General features: G+C 63.7%; 19 protein-coding genes and 1 riboswitch. Of the genes, 14 read left to right on the forward strand and 5 right to left on the reverse strand.

Going from position 1 to position 17,808, the window contains the following annotated elements:
- Window positions 1–5: 5 nt before the first annotated feature.
- The 7 genes from ilvN (at window position 6) to ACTJI5_RS04810 (ending at window position 6,828) form a co-directional block, all read left to right on the forward strand.
- A complete protein-coding gene (gene ilvN, locus ACTJI5_RS04780) occupies window positions 6–524 on the forward strand; it encodes an acetolactate synthase small subunit (RefSeq protein WP_037518885.1) in 519 nt (172 codons plus the stop codon).
- Window positions 525–621: 97 nt separating this feature from the next.
- The gene (ilvC, locus tag ACTJI5_RS04785) at window positions 622–1,662 is read left to right on the forward strand and encodes a ketol-acid reductoisomerase (RefSeq protein ID WP_056371067.1); all 1,041 of its coding nucleotides are present in this window, start codon (window positions 622–624) and stop codon (window positions 1,660–1,662) included.
- Between the two features lie 221 nt (window positions 1,663–1,883).
- A complete protein-coding gene (locus ACTJI5_RS04790; protein WP_440859523.1) occupies window positions 1,884–2,495 on the forward strand; it encodes a DUF6151 family protein in 612 nt (203 codons plus the stop codon).
- A gap of 93 nt (window positions 2,496–2,588) precedes the next feature.
- Complete coding sequence (locus ACTJI5_RS04795) at window positions 2,589–3,725, forward strand: 8-amino-7-oxononanoate synthase (protein ID WP_440859524.1); 1,137 nt, start codon at window positions 2,589–2,591, stop codon at window positions 3,723–3,725.
- The gene (gene bioD / locus ACTJI5_RS04800) at window positions 3,722–4,330 is read left to right on the forward strand and encodes a dethiobiotin synthase (RefSeq protein WP_440859525.1); all 609 of its coding nucleotides are present in this window, start codon (window positions 3,722–3,724) and stop codon (window positions 4,328–4,330) included. The genes ACTJI5_RS04795 and bioD overlap by 4 nt, the downstream gene beginning before the upstream one ends.
- 106 nt (window positions 4,331–4,436) lie before the next feature.
- On the forward strand, window positions 4,437–5,684 hold the full coding sequence (locus ACTJI5_RS04805; protein ID WP_440859526.1) for an adenosylmethionine--8-amino-7-oxononanoate transaminase: 1,248 nt from the start codon (window positions 4,437–4,439) through the stop codon (window positions 5,682–5,684).
- 313 nt (window positions 5,685–5,997) lie between these two features.
- Window positions 5,998–6,828, forward strand: a complete 831-nt coding sequence (locus ACTJI5_RS04810; protein ID WP_440859527.1) for a 23S rRNA (adenine(2030)-N(6))-methyltransferase RlmJ — start codon at window positions 5,998–6,000, stop codon at window positions 6,826–6,828.
- Between the two features lie 81 nt (window positions 6,829–6,909).
- Here the strand turns inward: ACTJI5_RS04810 and ACTJI5_RS04815 are convergent, their stop codons facing one another.
- Window positions 6,910–7,230 (reverse strand): hypothetical protein, encoded by a 321-nt coding sequence (locus ACTJI5_RS04815; protein ID WP_310256281.1) that lies wholly within the window; start codon window positions 7,228–7,230, stop codon window positions 6,910–6,912.
- Between the two features lie 382 nt (window positions 7,231–7,612).
- On the opposite strand from ACTJI5_RS04815, the gene ACTJI5_RS04820 reads away from it, so the two are divergent.
- A complete protein-coding gene (locus ACTJI5_RS04820) occupies window positions 7,613–8,026 on the forward strand; it encodes a hypothetical protein (protein ID WP_056371080.1) in 414 nt (137 codons plus the stop codon).
- A gap of 212 nt (window positions 8,027–8,238) precedes the next feature.
- Here the strand turns inward: ACTJI5_RS04820 and ACTJI5_RS04825 are convergent, their stop codons facing one another.
- On the reverse strand, window positions 8,239–9,345 hold the full coding sequence (locus ACTJI5_RS04825; protein ID WP_440859528.1) for a helix-turn-helix transcriptional regulator: 1,107 nt from the start codon (window positions 9,343–9,345) through the stop codon (window positions 8,239–8,241).
- A 195-nt stretch (window positions 9,346–9,540) separates the two neighbouring features.
- Between ACTJI5_RS04825 and ACTJI5_RS04830 the strand changes: the two genes are divergently transcribed.
- The 4 genes from ACTJI5_RS04830 (at window position 9,541) to leuA (ending at window position 13,196) form a co-directional block, all read left to right on the forward strand.
- Window positions 9,541–10,179, forward strand: coding sequence for a YceI family protein (locus ACTJI5_RS04830; protein WP_440859529.1), 639 nt, complete (start codon window positions 9,541–9,543; stop codon window positions 10,177–10,179).
- 84 nt (window positions 10,180–10,263) lie between these two features.
- Window positions 10,264–10,617: a hypothetical protein gene (locus ACTJI5_RS04835; RefSeq protein WP_310256286.1), complete on the forward strand. Its 354-nt coding sequence runs from the start codon at window positions 10,264–10,266 to the stop codon at window positions 10,615–10,617.
- 128 nt (window positions 10,618–10,745) lie between these two features.
- On the forward strand, window positions 10,746–11,234 hold the full coding sequence (locus ACTJI5_RS04840; protein ID WP_440859530.1) for a rhodanese-like domain-containing protein: 489 nt from the start codon (window positions 10,746–10,748) through the stop codon (window positions 11,232–11,234).
- A gap of 297 nt (window positions 11,235–11,531) precedes the next feature.
- Complete coding sequence (gene leuA / locus ACTJI5_RS04845; RefSeq protein WP_440859531.1) at window positions 11,532–13,196, forward strand: 2-isopropylmalate synthase; 1,665 nt, start codon at window positions 11,532–11,534, stop codon at window positions 13,194–13,196.
- 14 nt (window positions 13,197–13,210) lie between these two features.
- Here leuA and ACTJI5_RS04850 read toward each other — a convergent pair whose 3' ends face one another.
- Window positions 13,211–13,846, reverse strand: a complete 636-nt coding sequence (locus ACTJI5_RS04850) for a hypothetical protein (protein ID WP_440859532.1) — start codon at window positions 13,844–13,846, stop codon at window positions 13,211–13,213.
- A gap of 109 nt (window positions 13,847–13,955) precedes the next feature.
- Window positions 13,956–15,587, reverse strand: coding sequence for an RNA-directed DNA polymerase (locus ACTJI5_RS04855; RefSeq protein ID WP_440859533.1), 1,632 nt, complete (start codon window positions 15,585–15,587; stop codon window positions 13,956–13,958).
- Window positions 15,588–15,864: 277 nt separating this feature from the next.
- On the opposite strand from ACTJI5_RS04855, the gene ACTJI5_RS04860 reads away from it, so the two are divergent.
- Window positions 15,865–16,158, forward strand: a complete 294-nt coding sequence (locus ACTJI5_RS04860; RefSeq protein ID WP_440859534.1) for a hypothetical protein — start codon at window positions 15,865–15,867, stop codon at window positions 16,156–16,158.
- Between the two features lie 18 nt (window positions 16,159–16,176).
- Window positions 16,177–16,755, forward strand: coding sequence for a hypothetical protein (locus tag ACTJI5_RS04865; protein WP_440859535.1), 579 nt, complete (start codon window positions 16,177–16,179; stop codon window positions 16,753–16,755).
- 119 nt (window positions 16,756–16,874) lie between these two features.
- Here the strand turns inward: ACTJI5_RS04865 and ACTJI5_RS04870 are convergent, their stop codons facing one another.
- Window positions 16,875–17,171, reverse strand: coding sequence for a hypothetical protein (locus tag ACTJI5_RS04870; RefSeq protein ID WP_439511399.1), 297 nt, complete (start codon window positions 17,169–17,171; stop codon window positions 16,875–16,877).
- A 344-nt stretch (window positions 17,172–17,515) separates the two neighbouring features.
- Window positions 17,516–17,718, forward strand: a riboswitch (cobalamin riboswitch).
- The last annotated feature ends 90 nt before the right edge of the window (window positions 17,719–17,808 follow it).

The following is a 17,808-nucleotide window of genomic DNA, read 5'->3' on the forward strand; positions in this document are numbered from 1 at the left end:
AACATATGAAAATCAAAACCGAAGCCGGCGAGCGCCATGTGCTCGCCATCACCGTCGACAACGAAGCCGGGGTGCTCGCCAAGATCACCGGGCTGTTCACCGCGCGCGGCTATAATATCGAAAGCCTGACGGTGGCCGATATTACCGCCGACCACGCGCTGTCGCGCATCACGATCGTCACCTCGGGCCCGCCGCCGATCATCGACCAGATCATCGCGCAGCTCGACCGGCTCGTTCCCGTGCACAAGGTCATCGACCTCAACGACGCGGGCGAGGCGCATGTCGAGCGCGAAATCGCGCTCGTGAAGGTCGCGGGCACCGGCGACAAGCGCATCGAGGCGCTGCGCATGGCCGACGTTTTCCGCGCCAAGGTCGTCGACACGACGCTCACCAGCTTCATCTTCGAAATCACCGGGACGAGCGACAAGGTCGACCGCTTCATCGCGCTGATGCGCGAATGCGGGCTGGTCGAGGTCGGCCGCACCGGCGTCGTCGCCATCGCCCGCGGGTCGGAGGCGCTCTGAGTCACCGTCATCCCAGCGCAAGCTGGGATCGCACGCAGTTTAACACCGAGACCGATCCCAGCTTGCGCTGGGATGACGAATAATAGGGAAGAAAGACATGCAGGTTTATTACGATCGCGACGCCGACCAGGATCTGATCAAGGGCAAGAAGGTCGCCGTCGTCGGCTATGGCAGCCAGGGCCACGCGCACGCGCAGAACATGCGCGACAGCGGCGTCAAGGACGTCGCGATCGCGCTCCGCCCCGGTTCGGCAACCGCCAAAAAGGCCGAAGCCGCGGGCTTCAAGGTGCTTTCGAACAAAGAAGCCGCCGAATGGGCCGACGTAATCATGATCGCCGCCCCCGACGAGCATCAGGCAAAAATCTATGCCGACGACATCGGCCCGAACATGAAGCCCGGCGCGGCGCTCGCCTTCGCGCACGGCCTCAACATCCACTTCGGCCTGATCGACGCGCGCCCCGACATCGACGTCTTCATGGTCGCGCCCAAGGGCCCCGGCCACACCGTGCGCAGCGAATATCAGAAGGGCGGCGGCGTCCCCTGCCTGATCGCGGTTGCGCAGGAAGCACAGGGCGCGGGTTCGTCGGGTAACGGCTTCGCCAAGGCGCTCGCCCTCTCCTACGCCTCGGCCGTCGGCGGCGGCCGCAGCGGCATCATCGAGACGACCTTCAAGGAAGAGTGCGAAACCGACCTCTTCGGCGAACAGGCCGTGCTCTGCGGCGGCATCACCCATCTGATCCAGGCGGGTTTCGAAACTTTGGTCGAGGCGGGCTACGCGCCCGAAATGGCCTATTTCGAATGTCTCCACGAAACCAAGCTGATCGTCGACCTCCTCTATGAAGGCGGCATCGCGAACATGCGCTACTCGATCTCGAACACCGCCGAATATGGCGACATCAAGACCGGCCCGCGCATCATCACCGACGAAACCAAGGCCGAAATGAAGCGCGTCCTCGCCGACATCCAGTCGGGCCGCTTCGTGAAGGACTTCGTGCTTGACAACCAGGCCGGCCAGCCCGAACTGAAGGCGAGCCGCAAGGCCGCCGCCGCGCATCAGCTCGAAAAGACCGGCGCTGAACTCCGCGCGATGATGCCGTGGATCGCCAAGAACCAGCTCGTCGACAAGTCGAAGAACTGACGGAAATCCTCCCCGTGGCCGCAGGCCATGGGGAGGGGGACCGCGCCCAAAGGGCGTGGTGGACGGGCAGCGACGTCGCGCCATGGCCCCTCCGTCAGCGCTTCGCGCTGCCACCTCCCCATCGCTGCGCGACAGGGAGGATTGGAACAATAGTTGATGATCTCCAGCCCGGTCCCTCCAAAGGCTTCCGCAATCGTGGGCAACGGACTAGGGGGATGGCGATGACATCCGATCTCTCCTTCGCCTGCGACTGCGGAACCGTTACCGGAACGATGACCGTCGTTTCGGGCGAGGGCGACCATGTCGTCTGCCACTGCACCGATTGCCAGAACCTCACGCACCATCTCGGCCACGCCGAACGCCTGCTCGACGCGCACGGCGGCACTGCGCTCTATCAGACGCGCTGCGCGCGCATGCGCCTCGACACCGGCCGCGAGCGCCTCGCCTGCCTCCACCTGACCGACGCGCCGACGCTGCGCTGGTATGCGGCCTGCTGCCGCACGCCGCTGTTCAACACGTTTAAGAACGGCAAACTCCCCTTCATCACGATCCTGACCGCCGCCTGCGATCCGGCAAGGCGCGAACGGGTCTTCGGGCCACTACGCGGCCATCTCTTCACGCAGGACGCAACCGGCGACGCCAGCCATCTGCCCCGCATGGGTACGCCGACGCTGATGCGGCGCTTTTTCACACGCGCGATCAAGGACATCGTCTCGGGCGACCGTCGGAAAGCCGCGCTTTTCGACGCAAAAACGCTCGAACCCATCGCCACCCCGCACCGGCTGACCGGCGAAGAACGGCAGGCGCTAGAAGGCGGCAGCCGCACAGACTGAAAAACTTCGTCATCCCCGCGAAAGCGGGAACCCAGCGAGCCAGCGTTGCTACTGGGTTTTCGCTTTCGCGGGGATGACGAGAGAAGGAAGAAGATGGTGCCCTCCCCTTTTACCGCCCACCACGCCGATCTCGCGGCGCTCGCGCACGACAGCCGCCGCCGCTCGCTCGCACCGCGCGCCGGCCGCGATTTCGCGTCGAACGACTATCTTGGCCTCGCGGACTCCGACGCGCTGCGCACCGCCCTCGCCGCCGGCATCGAACGCGGCCTTCCTGCGGGCTCGGGCGGCTCGCGCCTGCTCCGCGGCAATCACGCCGAGCATGAGGCGCTCGAAGCGCACGCCGCGCGCCATTACGGCAGCGAAGCCGCGCTCTTCTTCCCCACCGGTTTCGCCGCCAACGCCGCGCTGTTCGCGGCGCTCCCCCAGCGCGGCGACCTCGTCGTCCACGACGAACTGATCCACGCGAGCGCGCACGACGGCATGAAGCTCGGCCGCGCAGGGCACGTCCCCGCCGCGCACAACGACGCGCAGGCGTTCGACGACATCATCGCACGCTGGCGCGCGGGCGGCGGCGCCGGAACCCCGTGGATCGCGGTCGAAAGCCTCTACAGCATGGACGGCGACCGCGCCCCGCTCGCCGAGCTCGCTGCCGTCGCCGACCGCCACGACGCCGTGCTCGTCGTCGACGAAGCGCACGCAACCGGCGTTTTCGGCCCCGGCGGCACGGGGCTCGCGCACGGCCTCGCGCGCCGCGACAATTTGATCACCCTCCACACCTGCGGCAAGGCCTTGGGCGCCGAGGGTGCGCTGCTCTGTGCCCCCGCGATCGCGTGCGACTTCCTCGTCAACCGCGGCCGCCCCTTCATCTTCTCGACCGCGCCCTCGCCGCTGATGGCGTGGCTCGTCCGGCAAGCGATCGAGATCGTCGCGAACGAGCCCGAACGGCAGGCGCGCCTCCACGCCCTCGTCCGCCACGCCGCCGAACGCCTCGTCCCGCTCGGCATCCCCGCCAGCGGCACGCAGATCCTGCCCGTGATCATCGGCGACAACGATCGCACGATGCGCATCGCGGGAAGCCTGCGCGACGCGGGCTTCGACATCCGCGGCATCCGCCCGCCGACGGTGGCGCAGGGAACCGCGCGTCTCCGCATCGCGATCACGCTCAATGTTGACGAAGACAACATAGACGATATGGCCGACGCGCTGGCGCAGGCGATGGCGGCGGCATGACGCGCTTCGTCGTCACCGGCACCGATACCGGTATCGGAAAAACCATCTTTTCTGCCGCTTTGGCACAGGCCACCGGCACGCCTTACTGGAAACCGATCCAGTCGGGGCTCGAAGAAGAGACCGACAGCGAGGCCGTCGCGCGCCTCGCGGGCGTGCCGATCCGCCCCGAAGCCTGGCGCCTCATCACCCCCGCCTCGCCGCATCTGGCTGCCGAAATTGACGGCGTTAACATCGAGCTTGAAACGCTGACCCCGCCGACCGGCAACCTCATCGTCGAGGGCGCCGGCGGCGCGCTCGTCCCCGTCACGCGCGCGACGCTCTACGCCGACCTGTTCGCGAAATGGCAGATCCCGGTGATCGTCTGTGCGCGCACCGCGCTCGGCACGATCAACCACAGCCTGCTCACGATCGAGGCGCTCCGCGCGCGCGGCGTCCCGATCCACGGCCTCGCCTTCCTTGGCGACGCGGTGGAGGACAGCGAGGCGATCATCTCCGACATCGCGGGCGTTCGCCGCCTGGGCCGCCTGCCGATCATCGATCCGCTGACCAGCGAAACGCTCGCCGCCGCATTCAGCGCGAACTTCGACCTCGCGGACTTCCTCTAATTTTCGTCACCCCCGCGAAGGCGGGGGTCCCGCTTTTTCTTTGCATCGTTCGCGACTAAGCGGGATTCCCGCCTTCGCGGGAATGACGAAAGAGAATGGTTCCCACATGACCTCCCCCATCTGGCACCCCTTCACCCAGCACGGCCTCGGCGACCCCATCCCGCTGATTTCGCACGCCAAAGACGCCAAACTCTACGCCGCCGACGGCCAAAGCTGGATCGACGCGATCTCCTCATGGTGGGTCACCACCCACGGCCACGCGCACCCGCGCATCATGGCCGCGATCGCCAAGCAGAGCGAAAAGCTCGACCAGCTCATCTTCGCCGGCTGGACGCACGAGCCCGCCGAAAGCCTCGCCGCCGAGCTGATCCGCATCACCCCCGATCCGCTCACGCGCGTCTTCTTCTCGGACTCGGGCTCGACCAGCGTCGAGGTCGCGCTCAAAATGGCGCTCGGCTACTGGTATAACATCGGCGAGCCGCGCAGCCGCATCCTCGTCCTCGAGCATAGCTATCACGGCGACACGATCGGCACGATGTCGGTCGGCGAGCGCGGCGTCTACAACCGCGCCTGGCAGCCGTTGCTGTTCGACGTCGACACCATACCCTTCCCGCACGAAGGCCGCGAACAGGCGGCGCTCGACGCGCTCGAAACCGCCTGCGCACAAAAACCCGCCGCCTTCATCGTCGAACCGCTGATCCTCGGCGCGGGCGGCATGCTCATCTATCCCGCATGGGTGCTCGCCGAGATGCGCGCGATCTGCGCGCGCCACGGCGTCCTCTTCATCGCCGACGAGGTAATGACCGGCTGGGGCCGCACCGGCACGCGCTTCGCCTGCGATCAGGCAGGCGTGATCCCCGACATCGTCTGCCTCTCGAAAGGCCTGACCGGCGGCGCGCTGCCGCTCGCGGTCACCCTCTGCATCGAGCCGATCTTCGAGGCGCATTTCTCGACCGACCGCGCCAAGACCTTCTATCATTCGTCGAGCTACACCGCGAACCCGATCGCCTGCGCCGCCGCGAACGCGAACCTCGAAATCTGGCGCGACGAACCCGTCCAGCAACGCATCGACACCCTCGCCGATGCGCAGGCCGCGCATCTGTCGCTGCTCAGCCACGACCCGCGCGCCCAAAACCCGCGCCGCCTCGGCACCATCGCCGCGCTCGACATCGTCGTCCCCGACGCGGGCTATCTCTCGAACCTCGCCCCGCGCCTGATCGCCTTCACCCGCGACCACGGCGTCCTCCTCCGCCCGCTCGGCAACACGCTCTACGTGATGCCGCCCTATTGCATCACCGCCGACGAACTGACGCAGGTGTGGGGTGCGATCAGCGCCTCGCTCGGCGCCATATAGGTCAGTGGCGGGAAACGACCGGTCCAAGTCATTCGACATCGGGCGGATGCAGGTCCGCTACTGACGGACGCGGGCGTCGAAGCGCCGCAGTTCTGATAATGCGACGTTATGTGAATGTTCGGCCGACATCAGACGACCGGACGCTTCGCGGCAAAGCCAATCGCATCCGGCTCGTTGAGGCCTTGCGCAGAATGCTTTGAAGGTTTCCGCCCGATTCTATACGGGCACCGGATTGGTTGCTTCCATCGCCTCGCGCTCGGCTTCCGCGCCCAGCCGTTGGTATAGAGGCAGATCGCCAGGATTTTGAATTACAATGAATTATCGCCATTCCTTCCATGCTGGCAACAGCGCCGATGTCGTAAAGCACAGCCTGCTGATCGCCCTTGTGCGGGCGTTGCAGCTCAAAGAGAGCGCGCTCACCCTGATCGACACCCATGCCGGCTGCGGCCTGTACGACCTTGGCGGCGAGGAGGCGAGGCGCACCGGTGAGGCTACACAAGGCGTAGTGCGCGCCTTTGCCGACACGAACCCCTTGCTGGACGACTATCGCGCCGCCGTGCAGGCGGTAAATGCCGGGGAAGAGCCGCGCCTCTACCCCGGATCGCCGCGCTTCTTGGCGCAGCTTCTGCGTCCGCAGGATTTTCTGATCCTGAACGAGAAACATCCCGACGACGCCTATGCCCTGCGCGGCGCGATGCGCGGCACATCCGCCGCCGTGCATCAGCGCGACGCCTACGAGCTTTGGCTGGCGATGCTGCCGCCCCGCACCGCGCGCGGCGTGGTGGTGGTCGACCCGCCGTACGAGCAGACCGATGAACGCGCACAGATTACCGCCACCCTCGCCGCCGCGCACCGCAAATGGGCGCATGGCGTGACGGTGATCTGGTATCCGCTGAAGGACCGCGCCACGCATGTGCGGTGGAAGGCGCAGCTACGCAAGCTCGGCATCCCGAAATTTCTGGTGGTGGAGCATTGGTTGTACGATCGCGATCAGCCCGACATCTATAACGGCGCGGGCCTTTTTATCGTCAACCCGCCCTACGCCTTCACGCAGGCGCTGCCGCCTCTGCTGGAAGCCCTGCGCGCCGCGCTGGCGCCGGAGGGGCAGAGGGGAGTGATCACAACCGATTGGTTGGGCGACTAAAATAAACCCTCATATTCCCCCTCTCCCAAAGGAGGAATTGCCGCGCTTCAGGCTGGATGCCGGTGCTCCAGACGATTGCGCCTAGTCGCCGTTGGCATCAACCATGAAGACTATCGGCTTGCCGCGAGAAGCCGGGTCCCATCCTGCCGACAATGCCGCTCGCACCCCTCGCAGGGCTATCGCGTCGTTGATGTGCGAACGCCCTTTCGGCAATCCTTTCAACAGGCGCTTTGGCGTCGGAAATTCTAGCACGGCTTCGCGTGGCATATCTCTCTGGCGCAGGGCGACCCTCATGCCCCTCCAGCCTTCGGAAGAGGACAGTTGGGGCTCGCTCAGGAGTTCCCAGTCATATTTGACACCATCGATTTGGACGGTGCCGCCGTGGCCGTGCATGTGAAGCATAGAATGCCCTTAGCAGGTTAGGCGCGGCGCTCCAGTCGGTTCACATCAAAGATCGGCTGCCGGAACGTTTACCGGCAAAGGCAGCCGCTCCGCGGCGACGATATCGACCGGAAGTTGCCATCCTTCTCCCTTCCCGCTTGCGGGAGGGGTCGGGGGGTATGCAGCGTTGCAAAGGCCCACCCCGCTGCGACGAACTGCCGGAACGGGGGTCTGGTTTTCCATTTTCGAGACACCATCTGAGTCACATCGGCCCCGCGCCGGGCCGCCGCATTCCCGTTCCCGCCGAAAGCGCAATGGGTTAGGCCGGGCGAGTTCGGCTTAGGTTCATCTTCGCGCATCAATCTGCGCCGCGGGGATACGGGGTCTGGGAACGCGATCGATAATGAAGAAAACAGCCGGCCTCCTCCTCCCCCTCTTCGCGGCACTCGCCTTCGCCGCGCCCGCACTGGCGCAGAATGACAGCTCGCTCGCGCAATCGGGCGAGCCGCCGCAGCGCACCTCGGTCCTCTACACCTATGGCGACGAACCCTGCCCCGAACCCAAAGGCGACGAGATCGTCGTCTGCGCGCAGCAGCCCGAGACCGAACGCTACCGCGTGCCAAAGGAATTGCGCGAAGAGTTGAAGGAAGATGTTCCCGCCGGCGGCGGCAGCTGGGCCTCGGCCGTCGACGGCTATACCAATGGCGCCGCGGCAGCGAGCCGCCCGAACAGCTGCTCGCCCGTCGGCAGCTACGGTTTCACCGGCTGCGCCGCCGCGGCGATGCGCGAATGGTTCGAGGCACGCCGCGCGCCCTAGGGTCAGGCCCCTGACCCTCTGCTCGTCGCATATACCCCGAACGGGGTATGACACTCGCGACAGATCGATGATACCCGCCGCGGATCAACGGCTTGCCTCGGCCTGCCGGTGGATCATGGGGGGCACGGCGTTGCACGGCAATGACGGCGCCCGGCCTGAGGGGGGATATCGGCGGCTCGCGACCCGCCGCCGGTATCTTCCGGTCCGTTCCTTTAGCGCAGCAACCGGTTCACCAGCGCCGTCAGTTCGGCCTCGCGGGCGACGTCGCTCTTGCGCAGGATCGACTTGATCTGCGTGCCCAGCGTTTGCGTGCTCGTGCCGCGCCCCGCCGCGATCTCCTCGCGCGCCTCGCCATTCGCCAGGCGCAGCGCGATCTCGGCCTCGGCTTCGGTCAGGCCCAGCGCCGCGCGCAGCGGCACGATCCGCATCGCGGGAATATCCGCGGCGCGCCGCGCGACCACCAGCACGCGCGGGTCGAGTCCGAAATCCCATTCGCGCCGCGGCAGGCGGAAGAGTTCGCACAATAACCCGTCCTCGCCCTCCTGCGGCGACCCGATCCAGTGCTGCTGCATCGCCTCCCCGTTCAGCGCGCGTGTCAGCGCCGCCTGCAACGCCGTATCGGCATCGCGGCGCGCGGCGCCCAGCCGGCCGCGGCGCAGGCGCAGCGCTCCGCCCGGCCCATCGCCGACGATTGCCTCGGCCGCCGCCGACAGCGCCGCGACCGCGCCGTGGCGGTCGACCAGAAAGGCCGCGACATCGATCGCGTCGAACGCGCCGACGGTCATCGCGGCGCCGCGCTGCGCCATCGCCTGCTGCATGCGGACCGCCGCCAGCGCATAGGTCGCGCCCGCGGCGAACAGCTTGCGGTCGCGCTGCCCGGTGCGGCCGTCGCGCTCGGACCGCAGCGCCGCCAGCCCGACGAGCAGCCCCTCGCCCTCGACCAGCACGGTCTGACAGCCGTGGACGCCGTCCCAGCGGCGGATATGCTCCTCATAATCGTCGGTGCCGCTGTGCTGGCGCGCGACGTCGTAATGCGTCTCGCTCAATATCTCGAGCGGGCGGCCGCTCGCGGCGACGCGCCAGTTGACCTCGGGCCGCCATCCCTCGATTTCCACGAATTCGCGCTGATAGGCGGGGTCGATATCGGGCATGAAGTTGAACAAAGTCGCGTCGTCGCCCAGCCCCAGCAATTGCGCGCGCGACGATCCGGTCCGCCGCGCGAACAGACGCAACGCCGCGTTCCAGCCGTCTGCTTCGAACGGCGCCGCCAGAAAGGCATTTTCAACCTCGCCCGATTCGCGGGCGAACAAGCTATCCATCGACGTCGGCCCCCCAGCCTTCGTGCCCAGCTTTCGTAGCTTACCGCGTTGCAGCATGAAAGCGGGCGCGGCACAAGCGCCTTGCGGTGATGCGCAGCCGCAACCCAAATCGCAACGCTGCGTTTCCGTGGGGCTTATTGACGCCGTCCCTCGCCTTCGCCTAGCTTCGCGCCTTCCTCAACAGGAGACTTTCTCATGCGTCGCATCGTCCCCCTCGCCGCCCTCGCACTCGCCGTCGTCGCCACCCCGATCGTCCTCGCGCAGGGCGGCTCCGCCCCCGGCGCGCCCGACAAGACGCGCGTCACCGCGGGCACCTACGCCGCCGACGCCGGCCACACGATGGTCGTGTGGGAAGTCGATCACCTCGGCTTCAGCAAATATACCGGCATCTTCGGCGACGTGACCGGCACGCTCGTCATCGATCCCAAGAATCTCGCCGCGGCGAAGGTCGACGTCACGATCCCCGTGGCAAAGGTCACCACCGCCAGCGCCGGCCTGACCAGCCACCTGCTGCGCGCCGGCAAGGACGGCGGCAAGCCCGACTTCTTCGGCGCCGCCCCCGCCGACGCCAAATTCGTCTCGACCAGCGTCGTGCTCGACAGCGACGGCGACGAGGCCAAGGTCACCGGCAATTTGACGCTCAACGGCGTGACCAAGCCCGTCACGCTCGACGTCGACTTCCACGGCGCGGGCATGGGGATGAACAAGAAGGAAACCATCGGTTTCCAGGCCGAAACCACGATCAAGCGCAGCGATTTCGGCGTCTCGATGGGCATTCCCTACGTCAGCGACGCGGTCGAACTCGAAATCCACGCCGCGTTCGAAAAGCAGTAAGCGCACCCAATCTGTCACACGCGCCGGGTAAAAGGGGGGCGGGGCCAGCGATGGTCCCGCCCCTTTTCGTACAGGAGCCATGTGATGAGCGAACTGGTACGTGAAATTGTCGAAGTGAACGCCTCGATCGACGGCGACGAGGAAAATCCGCTGCTGGTCGTCGAGGTCGAGGGTCTTGCCCCCACCATCGGCTGGGCAAATATCCGGCTCGACCCGCATGTCTACATCACCCCGCCCGACGACGGCGTGCAGGATTTCGACCTCGTCGGCGACCGCCCGGCGGACGCCGCCGAAGTCCTCAGCGAAGTCGAGGCCGCATGGGAAGGCCCGCTTCTGGACTGGTGCATCGGCGTGCGCATCCACGCGGTCGACAATCTGATCGAGGACGAGGTTTTCGAACCGTGGGACGAAGACGACGACGAGAGCGAAGCCGCTTGACGCTCGCCCCGCCACCAACCCCTGCACTGCGCCGGGCCGCAAGATCCCTTGCGGCCCGGCGACATTTTCGGTTCATCGCAGAGCCAGCCAAGGCGGCGTAGCTTCCCCCCATTCAAGGGAGGATCACCATGCGCACCCTGCTTCTCGCTTTCGCCCTCACCGTCGCCACCCCCGCGCTGGCGCAGGCCAATCCGCAAATCGATTATCCCGCCTTCCAGGCGCTCACCGCCAGCGTCGCCCCCGCGCGCGCGACGCGCCTCATCGCCTTCGACGCCTTCAAGGCCGAGGCCGCCAAGCCCGGCACCCTCCTCCTCGACGCGCGCTCGAAGGACGCCTTCGCGCGCGGCCACATCAAGGGCGCGGTCAACCTGCCGCTCACCGACTTCACCGCCGAGAGCCTCGCCGCGGTGATCGGCGCCAACGCGGGTCGCCCCATCCTCATCTATTGCAACAATAATTTCTCGAACCACCGCAGCCCGGTGCCGCTCAAATCGGCCGCGCTCGCACTCAATATCCAGACCTTCATCAACCTCGTCGGCTATGGTTATCCGAACGTCCGCGAACTCGCCGACGTTGTCGATTTCACCGATCCGAAGGTCGAATGGGTGACAGGCTGAGCCCGCCGCCGTTCTTCACTCGTCACCCCCGCGAAGGCGGGGGTCCCGCTTTTACCGCAATAGCGGGATCCCCGCCTTCGCGGGGATGACGAAGGAGGTACAACCACGCAATTTTCACACTCCCCCCTTGCCAAACGCGACATTTTGAACCAATAGCCTCCCCATGCGCGGCAACGCCCTTCTTCTTCTGCGACTTACACGCCCTTGGGCGTGACACTGGCTGCGCGCTAGTCGCGGCCACCCGCTCAAGGGTCCGATCGACACAGCATCGCAACCACCAGAAGAAGTCCAAACATCATGACCATGCTCCGCGACCCCTCGGTCAAGTACAGCGCCTTTCCGCAGATTCCCTTGAGCAATCGCGAATGGCCCGGCCGCGTCACCACCCAGGCGCCGATCTGGCTCTCCACCGACATGCGCGACGGCAATCAGGCGCTGATCGACCCGATGGATGCCGAGAAAAAGGCGCGCTTCTTCGACCTGCTCGTCCGCATCGGGCTGAAAGAAATCGAAGTCGGCTTCCCCAGCGCCGGCGCGACCGAGTTCGACTTCATCTCGGGCCTCGTGAAATCGGGCCGCATCCCCGACGACGTCACCCCGCAGGTGCTGACGCAAAGCCGCGCCGACCTCATCCGCACCAGCTTCGACAGCCTCGCGGGCGCAAAGACCGCGATCGTCCACGTCTATAACGCGGTCAGCCCCGCGTGGCGCAAGATCGTCTTCGGCATGGAAATGGCCGACATCAAACAGATCGCGATCGAGGGCGCAAAGCAGCTCCGCGACAACGCCGCGCGTCTGCCGCAGACGGACTGGCGCTTCGAATACAGCCCCGAAACCTTCTCGACCGCCGAAATCGATTTCTCAATCGAGGTGTGCGCCGCGGTGATGGACATCCTCCAGCCCACCACCGACAACCCGATCATCCTCAACCTCCCCGCGACGGTCGAGGCGGCGACCCCGAACATCTACGCCGACCAGATCGAATATTTCGCCAAGAATCTGCCCGGCCGCGACAAGGCGATCATCAGCCTGCACACGCACAACGACCGCGGCACCGGCGTCGCCGCGGCCGAGCTCGGCCTGCTCGCGGGCGCCGACCGCGTCGAGGGCTGCCTGTTCGGCAATGGCGAGCGCACCGGCAACACCTGCCTCGTCACCATCGCGCTCAACATGTACACGCAGGGCGTCGATCCAGAGCTCGACTTCTCGAACATCGACGAGGTCATCCAGACGGTCGAATATTGCAACCAGCTTCCCGTCCACCCGCGCCACCCCTATGGCGGCGAATTGGTCTACACCGCCTTTTCGGGCAGCCATCAGGACGCGATCAAGAAGGGCTTCGCCGCGCGCGAGCGCCAGAATGACGAGCGCTGGGAAGTCCCCTATCTGCCCATCGACCCCGCCGACCTCGGCCGCAGCTATGAAGCGGTGATCCGCGTCAACAGCCAGTCCGGCAAGGGCGGCGTCGCGTGGGTACTCGAACAGGACAAGGGGCTGAAACTACCCAAGAAAATGCAGGCGAGCTTCAGCCATGTCGTACAGGCGCTCGCCGACGAAACGAGCCGCGAACTCGGCGCCGAAGACATCTGGGGCGCCTTCGACCACGCCTATCTGGTCACCGAGGGCAAGCGCTTCCAGCTCGTCGACTGGTCGGAAAGCCATGCGGGCACCGACCGCATCTTCGCGGGCAAGCTCACCATCGACGGCACCCCGCGCAGCGTCAGCGGCCGCGGCAACGGCCTGATGAGCAGCGTCATCGCCGCGCTCGCCGAGTCAGGCGGCCCGATCATGGACATCGTCGACTATAGCGAGCACGCGATCGGCCAGGGCAGCAATGTGCAGGCCGCGGCGTACGTGGAGTGCCGCACCGCCGACGGGAAGAGCCTGTTCGGCTGCGGGCTGGATACGGACGTGGCGACGGCGAGTGTGCGGGCGATCTTGTCGGCGGCGAACGGGGCTTAGAGCGATGAGCCTAGCTACAACCGCGTTTCAGCCTCGCCCCCCACAATCGATCGGAATTGCTCGTAAATTTCAAGGCGACTCAAGTTCGGGGAAGCAGCTTTGATTAGATAGTCGAAATTCAAAGAAAGAGCAGAATTTCGACGAGGATTGATCAAGATGAAATCCGTCCAAACCTCATCGTCGCGTTCGAGGTAAGAAACGTATTTAAGAATCCAGTAGATCAAGACTTGCCGAAAATCGCCTGCGATAAAATTTCTGTCAGTGTGCTTCACCTCAATAAGGATGTTACCCAAAGCGAAGTCGCCTACACCTGATGCAATCCATCCGAGACCGGGAACAAATGGATTGCTGCTAAGTTGGTGAGGTTGATTTTGACGCTCGATGCCCCGCAGCATCGTTACAAGATTTCGCGCCGCCAACTCGGCAATTTCGACGTCATTCTCGTAAAGTGCGCTAGGAATTTTAGCATCAAAGTGTCGACTCTGCCGCTTCACCGCGACGTCTAGGTAAGTCGGCCAGTCGGGATTCTCGTTGCCCGATAGAATTGCCTCTGCGCGTACGACCGACAACTCGAAAAGCATAGACGGTTGGAGAGCGCTCGATACTACGAGGGAATCATGGATCGGCGCTATCTCTTCAAAGTGGAACATTCGCTTATTCAACGATGTTACCAGTCCCCCGCTAAGTCGAGGAAAAAGGATATCCAGTATGCCCGGTATGTCGCGCGCAACTGTGCGAGGGTCGCGTAGCGGTAATCTCCTACGCAACATCCTTCGACCATTCCTCATATAGAGTAGCGAATGTTGGCCCATTGCCAAATTCGACACCAACCCGCCAAGCGGTATTCAACGTGCTCTGCAGTTGCTTGCGCGCGTGCGTACCTTCATCCCCAAATCTGCTAGCTGCCAACCAAAGCATACGCTGTTCAGAGCTTCCCAAGTTCTGCCACTGGTTTCGCAACCGTTGAAAGCTCGCACTATCTGCCCAATGCCGCCAGCAATCTATGCAAGCACGTTTAACGGTGTGAGAAGATGTCCTATCATATATTTCTCGGACCGAGCGCCCCCTGACATCCGATCTAACAAATCTAATTGCTCGCAGATAATGAAGAACATTCCCTTCCGGTAAGAGAAGATGAGGCACCTTCTGAGGTACAATATCTAGCAAATCATCAATATTTTTGAATATCTCTGAAAACTCCTCGCTCGCTCTAACTGCATATATGCCACGCATAATTTTCGACCAAGAGGCTCGAAAAGAATCGAGATTCTTTGGATCCAAAAGCGTTGCGCATAAATTGGCTGCGGTCTGGGGGTCCTGGAATTTCAGGGTACGGCTGATCTGTGCGAGAACAAATGCGTCTGGCTGAGATTTCTCTCTCTCAAGATTCAGCAAGAACTCGATATCTATATTCTCAACAGACTTTTTTAACTCATCATACTCCGACTGCGCGTGGTCGGAGTAAGGATCAAAATGAAGATCGAGTTCCCTCAAAGCTACGCTTGTGCTTTCGCCATCTCCAAGCTGAGCGGCCACATATTCCTTATAATGCTTCGCACTCAAAATCGTGGTTTTGGTCCTGTTGAGAGACAAGCCGAAATCGGCCAATGCGTGCGAGAGGACCGATAGTGCAGTATATGCATCTTGCTGAGACGAACAAATAACTGTGAAATCATCGACATACCTATGCCAATGCAGGCCAGCGTCGGATAAAGAATTATCTATCGGAACCATCATCACTTCAGCAAGTACACGAGAGCACTGGCCCCCGACAGGAAGGCCGAATGACCTCCCTGACGATATCTTATTTAGCAGCCTATCAATTTGAACTGATATATTTTTGTTCGGGAATATCCGATCTAGGGAGTTTTCCAGCCTGTGGTGATAAATCCTATCATAGAAGCTAGATATGTCTGTTTGAACGACCACCGCTCCCTCAAGCTCCATAGCATTATCGGCTAGCGTAGCCTCTTTATAGGCACGCCATGATCTATCTCGATCAAACAGTTGGGCTGGATCTTTACCAAGACGGTACGAATGAACTCTATTTGATCTAAGCGGCTCGTTCGCCTCAGCTATCCCAAAAGCCAAACCATTCAGATAAAGATTCCAGAACGGGTGGAGCTTTGTCGTAATCCGAAATCCGTGCGAGCCGGTAGCAACGAGTAACCTCTCCGCTCCCACGTTAAATGAGTTAACTATAGACACAGCTTGAGCGCGCTGAACTTTCTCCAAACGCTCAAACAAACCAAAGCAAATTTCCGATAGCTGTTCGGATTTTTCTTTCACGAATTGAGCATCTATATCGTAGGGCAACGTATCATTTTCGCCATTCTGCCCTATTTCTAAGGCAGCTTTCAGAAAATGATCCTTGGTCACATTGGCGGCCATTCTGCTCTTCCTCTCACAAGCATAACGGCGCGCTTTCGTCTCAGCACCGGTACTATTAGGCGCAGATACATCTCAACCTTGGCGCCGTCAAAGAGCGAAAAGAAGCCTTTCCTACATTTCACCCATATGGTTCATTTCATCGGTTTTATCTAACCGAAAGGACGAATCGATAGACGACGCCGCGCATAACCCCGCCACCATCCCTGCCCCCGGCAGCTATCACTGGACGCCGCGGCTCCAGCGCGACTTTCTCGAAGCCTTCGCCACCAACGGGTCGGTGAAGATTTCGGCGGCGAAGGTCGGCATGTCGCCGTCCGCCGTCTATCAGCTGAAGCAGCGGCCCGAGGGCGCGGCGTTCAGGCTCGGCTGCGCCGCGGCGCTGCTGATTGCGCGCGGGCGGCTTGTCGACGAGCTGCTCGACCGCGCGATCTGGGGTTATGACGAAACCGCCGAGATCCAGCGCGAGGAGGGCCGCACCTTCACCAAGCGCCGCCGCATCGATTCGCGCCTCGGCCTCGCGATGCTCGCGCGGCTCGACAAGATGGTCGAAACGCGCGCACCCCAAAAATGAGGATGGCTGGGCGAGGAGATGCTCGCGCAGATCATCGCCGGCGACTGGCCGGGCTTCCTCGCGCTCTTCGACGCCGCCGAAGCTGTGGCGCCGGGCGCCGCCGGGGCGGAAAACACCGACGCCGAGGGGCAGAAGGACGGAATGGCGGCCGCCCTCGCGCTCTGGCTCGCCGCGCGCGACAACCGCGCCAATCCCCTCGCCAGCCTGTGGCGCGGAACCGCAATCGCGAATGAAGTTGCGCAGATTTCCGCCATTTTCGACGCCGGACCCGAAAGCGCTGACGAGGAGGGGCCGACCCCCGAGGAAGAGGCCGCGGCAATGACCGTCTGGCACGACGAGGAAACCGGCGAGCTGCGCACCAACTTCCCGCCGCCGGGCGGTTTTATCGGCATCGAGGAAGGCGCGTTCGGCGACGAGGATTATGAACGCACGCTCGACGCGGACGAGGAAGAAGCGTGGGAGGCCGCCCATGCCGAACTCGTCGAACCGCTGCGCCGCGCCGGCGAAGCCGCCCGCCGCGCCCTCTTCGGCCTCCCCGCGCCCGCGAACGATCCGGCGCCCGCGAGCGAAAAGCTGCGGAAATCGGCGAGCGGTTGAACCCTATCCTCTTCGCGCGAATGACGAGGTTTGGCGTATGCGATCGACCCCGGCAACGCGAAGGCGCCGTGCGCGAAGAGCGGGGAGATGGTCCGCGAGCGTTTCTGACGCCCCGCGCCTCAGTCGACGACCCAATAGCCGGCCGCGCCGCCCGGCTCATACCCGCGGCGGCAGATCAGTTCGCCCTCGCTCGTGAGTTCGGCCCACGCGCCAATCGGCTCGCGCTCCATCATCACGAGCGCCGCCGCGACATCTTCGGCCTCGAACGCGACGCGCTTTTCCATTCCGAACCAGGCATCCTGGTATCGCAGGACAAAAGTCGTCAGCGCGGGCCTGTCGGCTTGTATTTCTGGACGCGGCAGACAGTCGCATTCGCCGTCGTTGGAGCCGCTGGGGTTTTGCTGGGGGAGCTTCATTGGGGGAGAGCCTTCGGTGGGGGAAACGAAGGGGGCAGTCCCGACGGCTGGCCCAGCCGTGACCGCCGCCGGGGGCGAAATATTGGGTCGGCGATGCGTCTCCTGCGTCACACGGACATACGGACGGCACCACGAAGGGCGGCGCACGACCTCGAAAATATACGGCATATCATTGTCATACTGCCCAGTATCATCAGCAGTCCGTTCGACGGGTCGCCATTTCGAATCGACAAACGACTTGACGATGGCATGGCGCGCCGGGCCGGGGCGCCGCCCGATCCGTGCCCCGGAAATGTCATATAAAGAATTCTTTATATGTGTGTTGACAGAGCCTGCCGTTTCGTTATGTTCCAACCTGTCGAGGTTCTCCGCGCCCGTTGCACGGCGTGGAGCTAAGACGGGAAGCCGGTGCAAAACCGGCGCTGCCCCCGCAACTGTAAGCGGTGAGCGATGGTCGCTATGTGTCACTGGTTCGCAAGGAACCGGGAAGGCCAGACCGCCGCGTCGATCCGTGAGCCAGGAGACCTGCCTCGTCAGATACGTCCTCCGGCGGGGTGTCCGGTCAGGCCGCATGCATGGCTGCGCCCGACCCTTGCTTTGCGGGCGCAGACGCGTGCCTGCTCGTCTGCCCGGCGCC

This window comes from Sphingopyxis sp. 22461 (assembly GCF_052044915.1).
Lineage (GTDB): Bacteria > Pseudomonadota > Alphaproteobacteria > Sphingomonadales > Sphingomonadaceae > Sphingopyxis.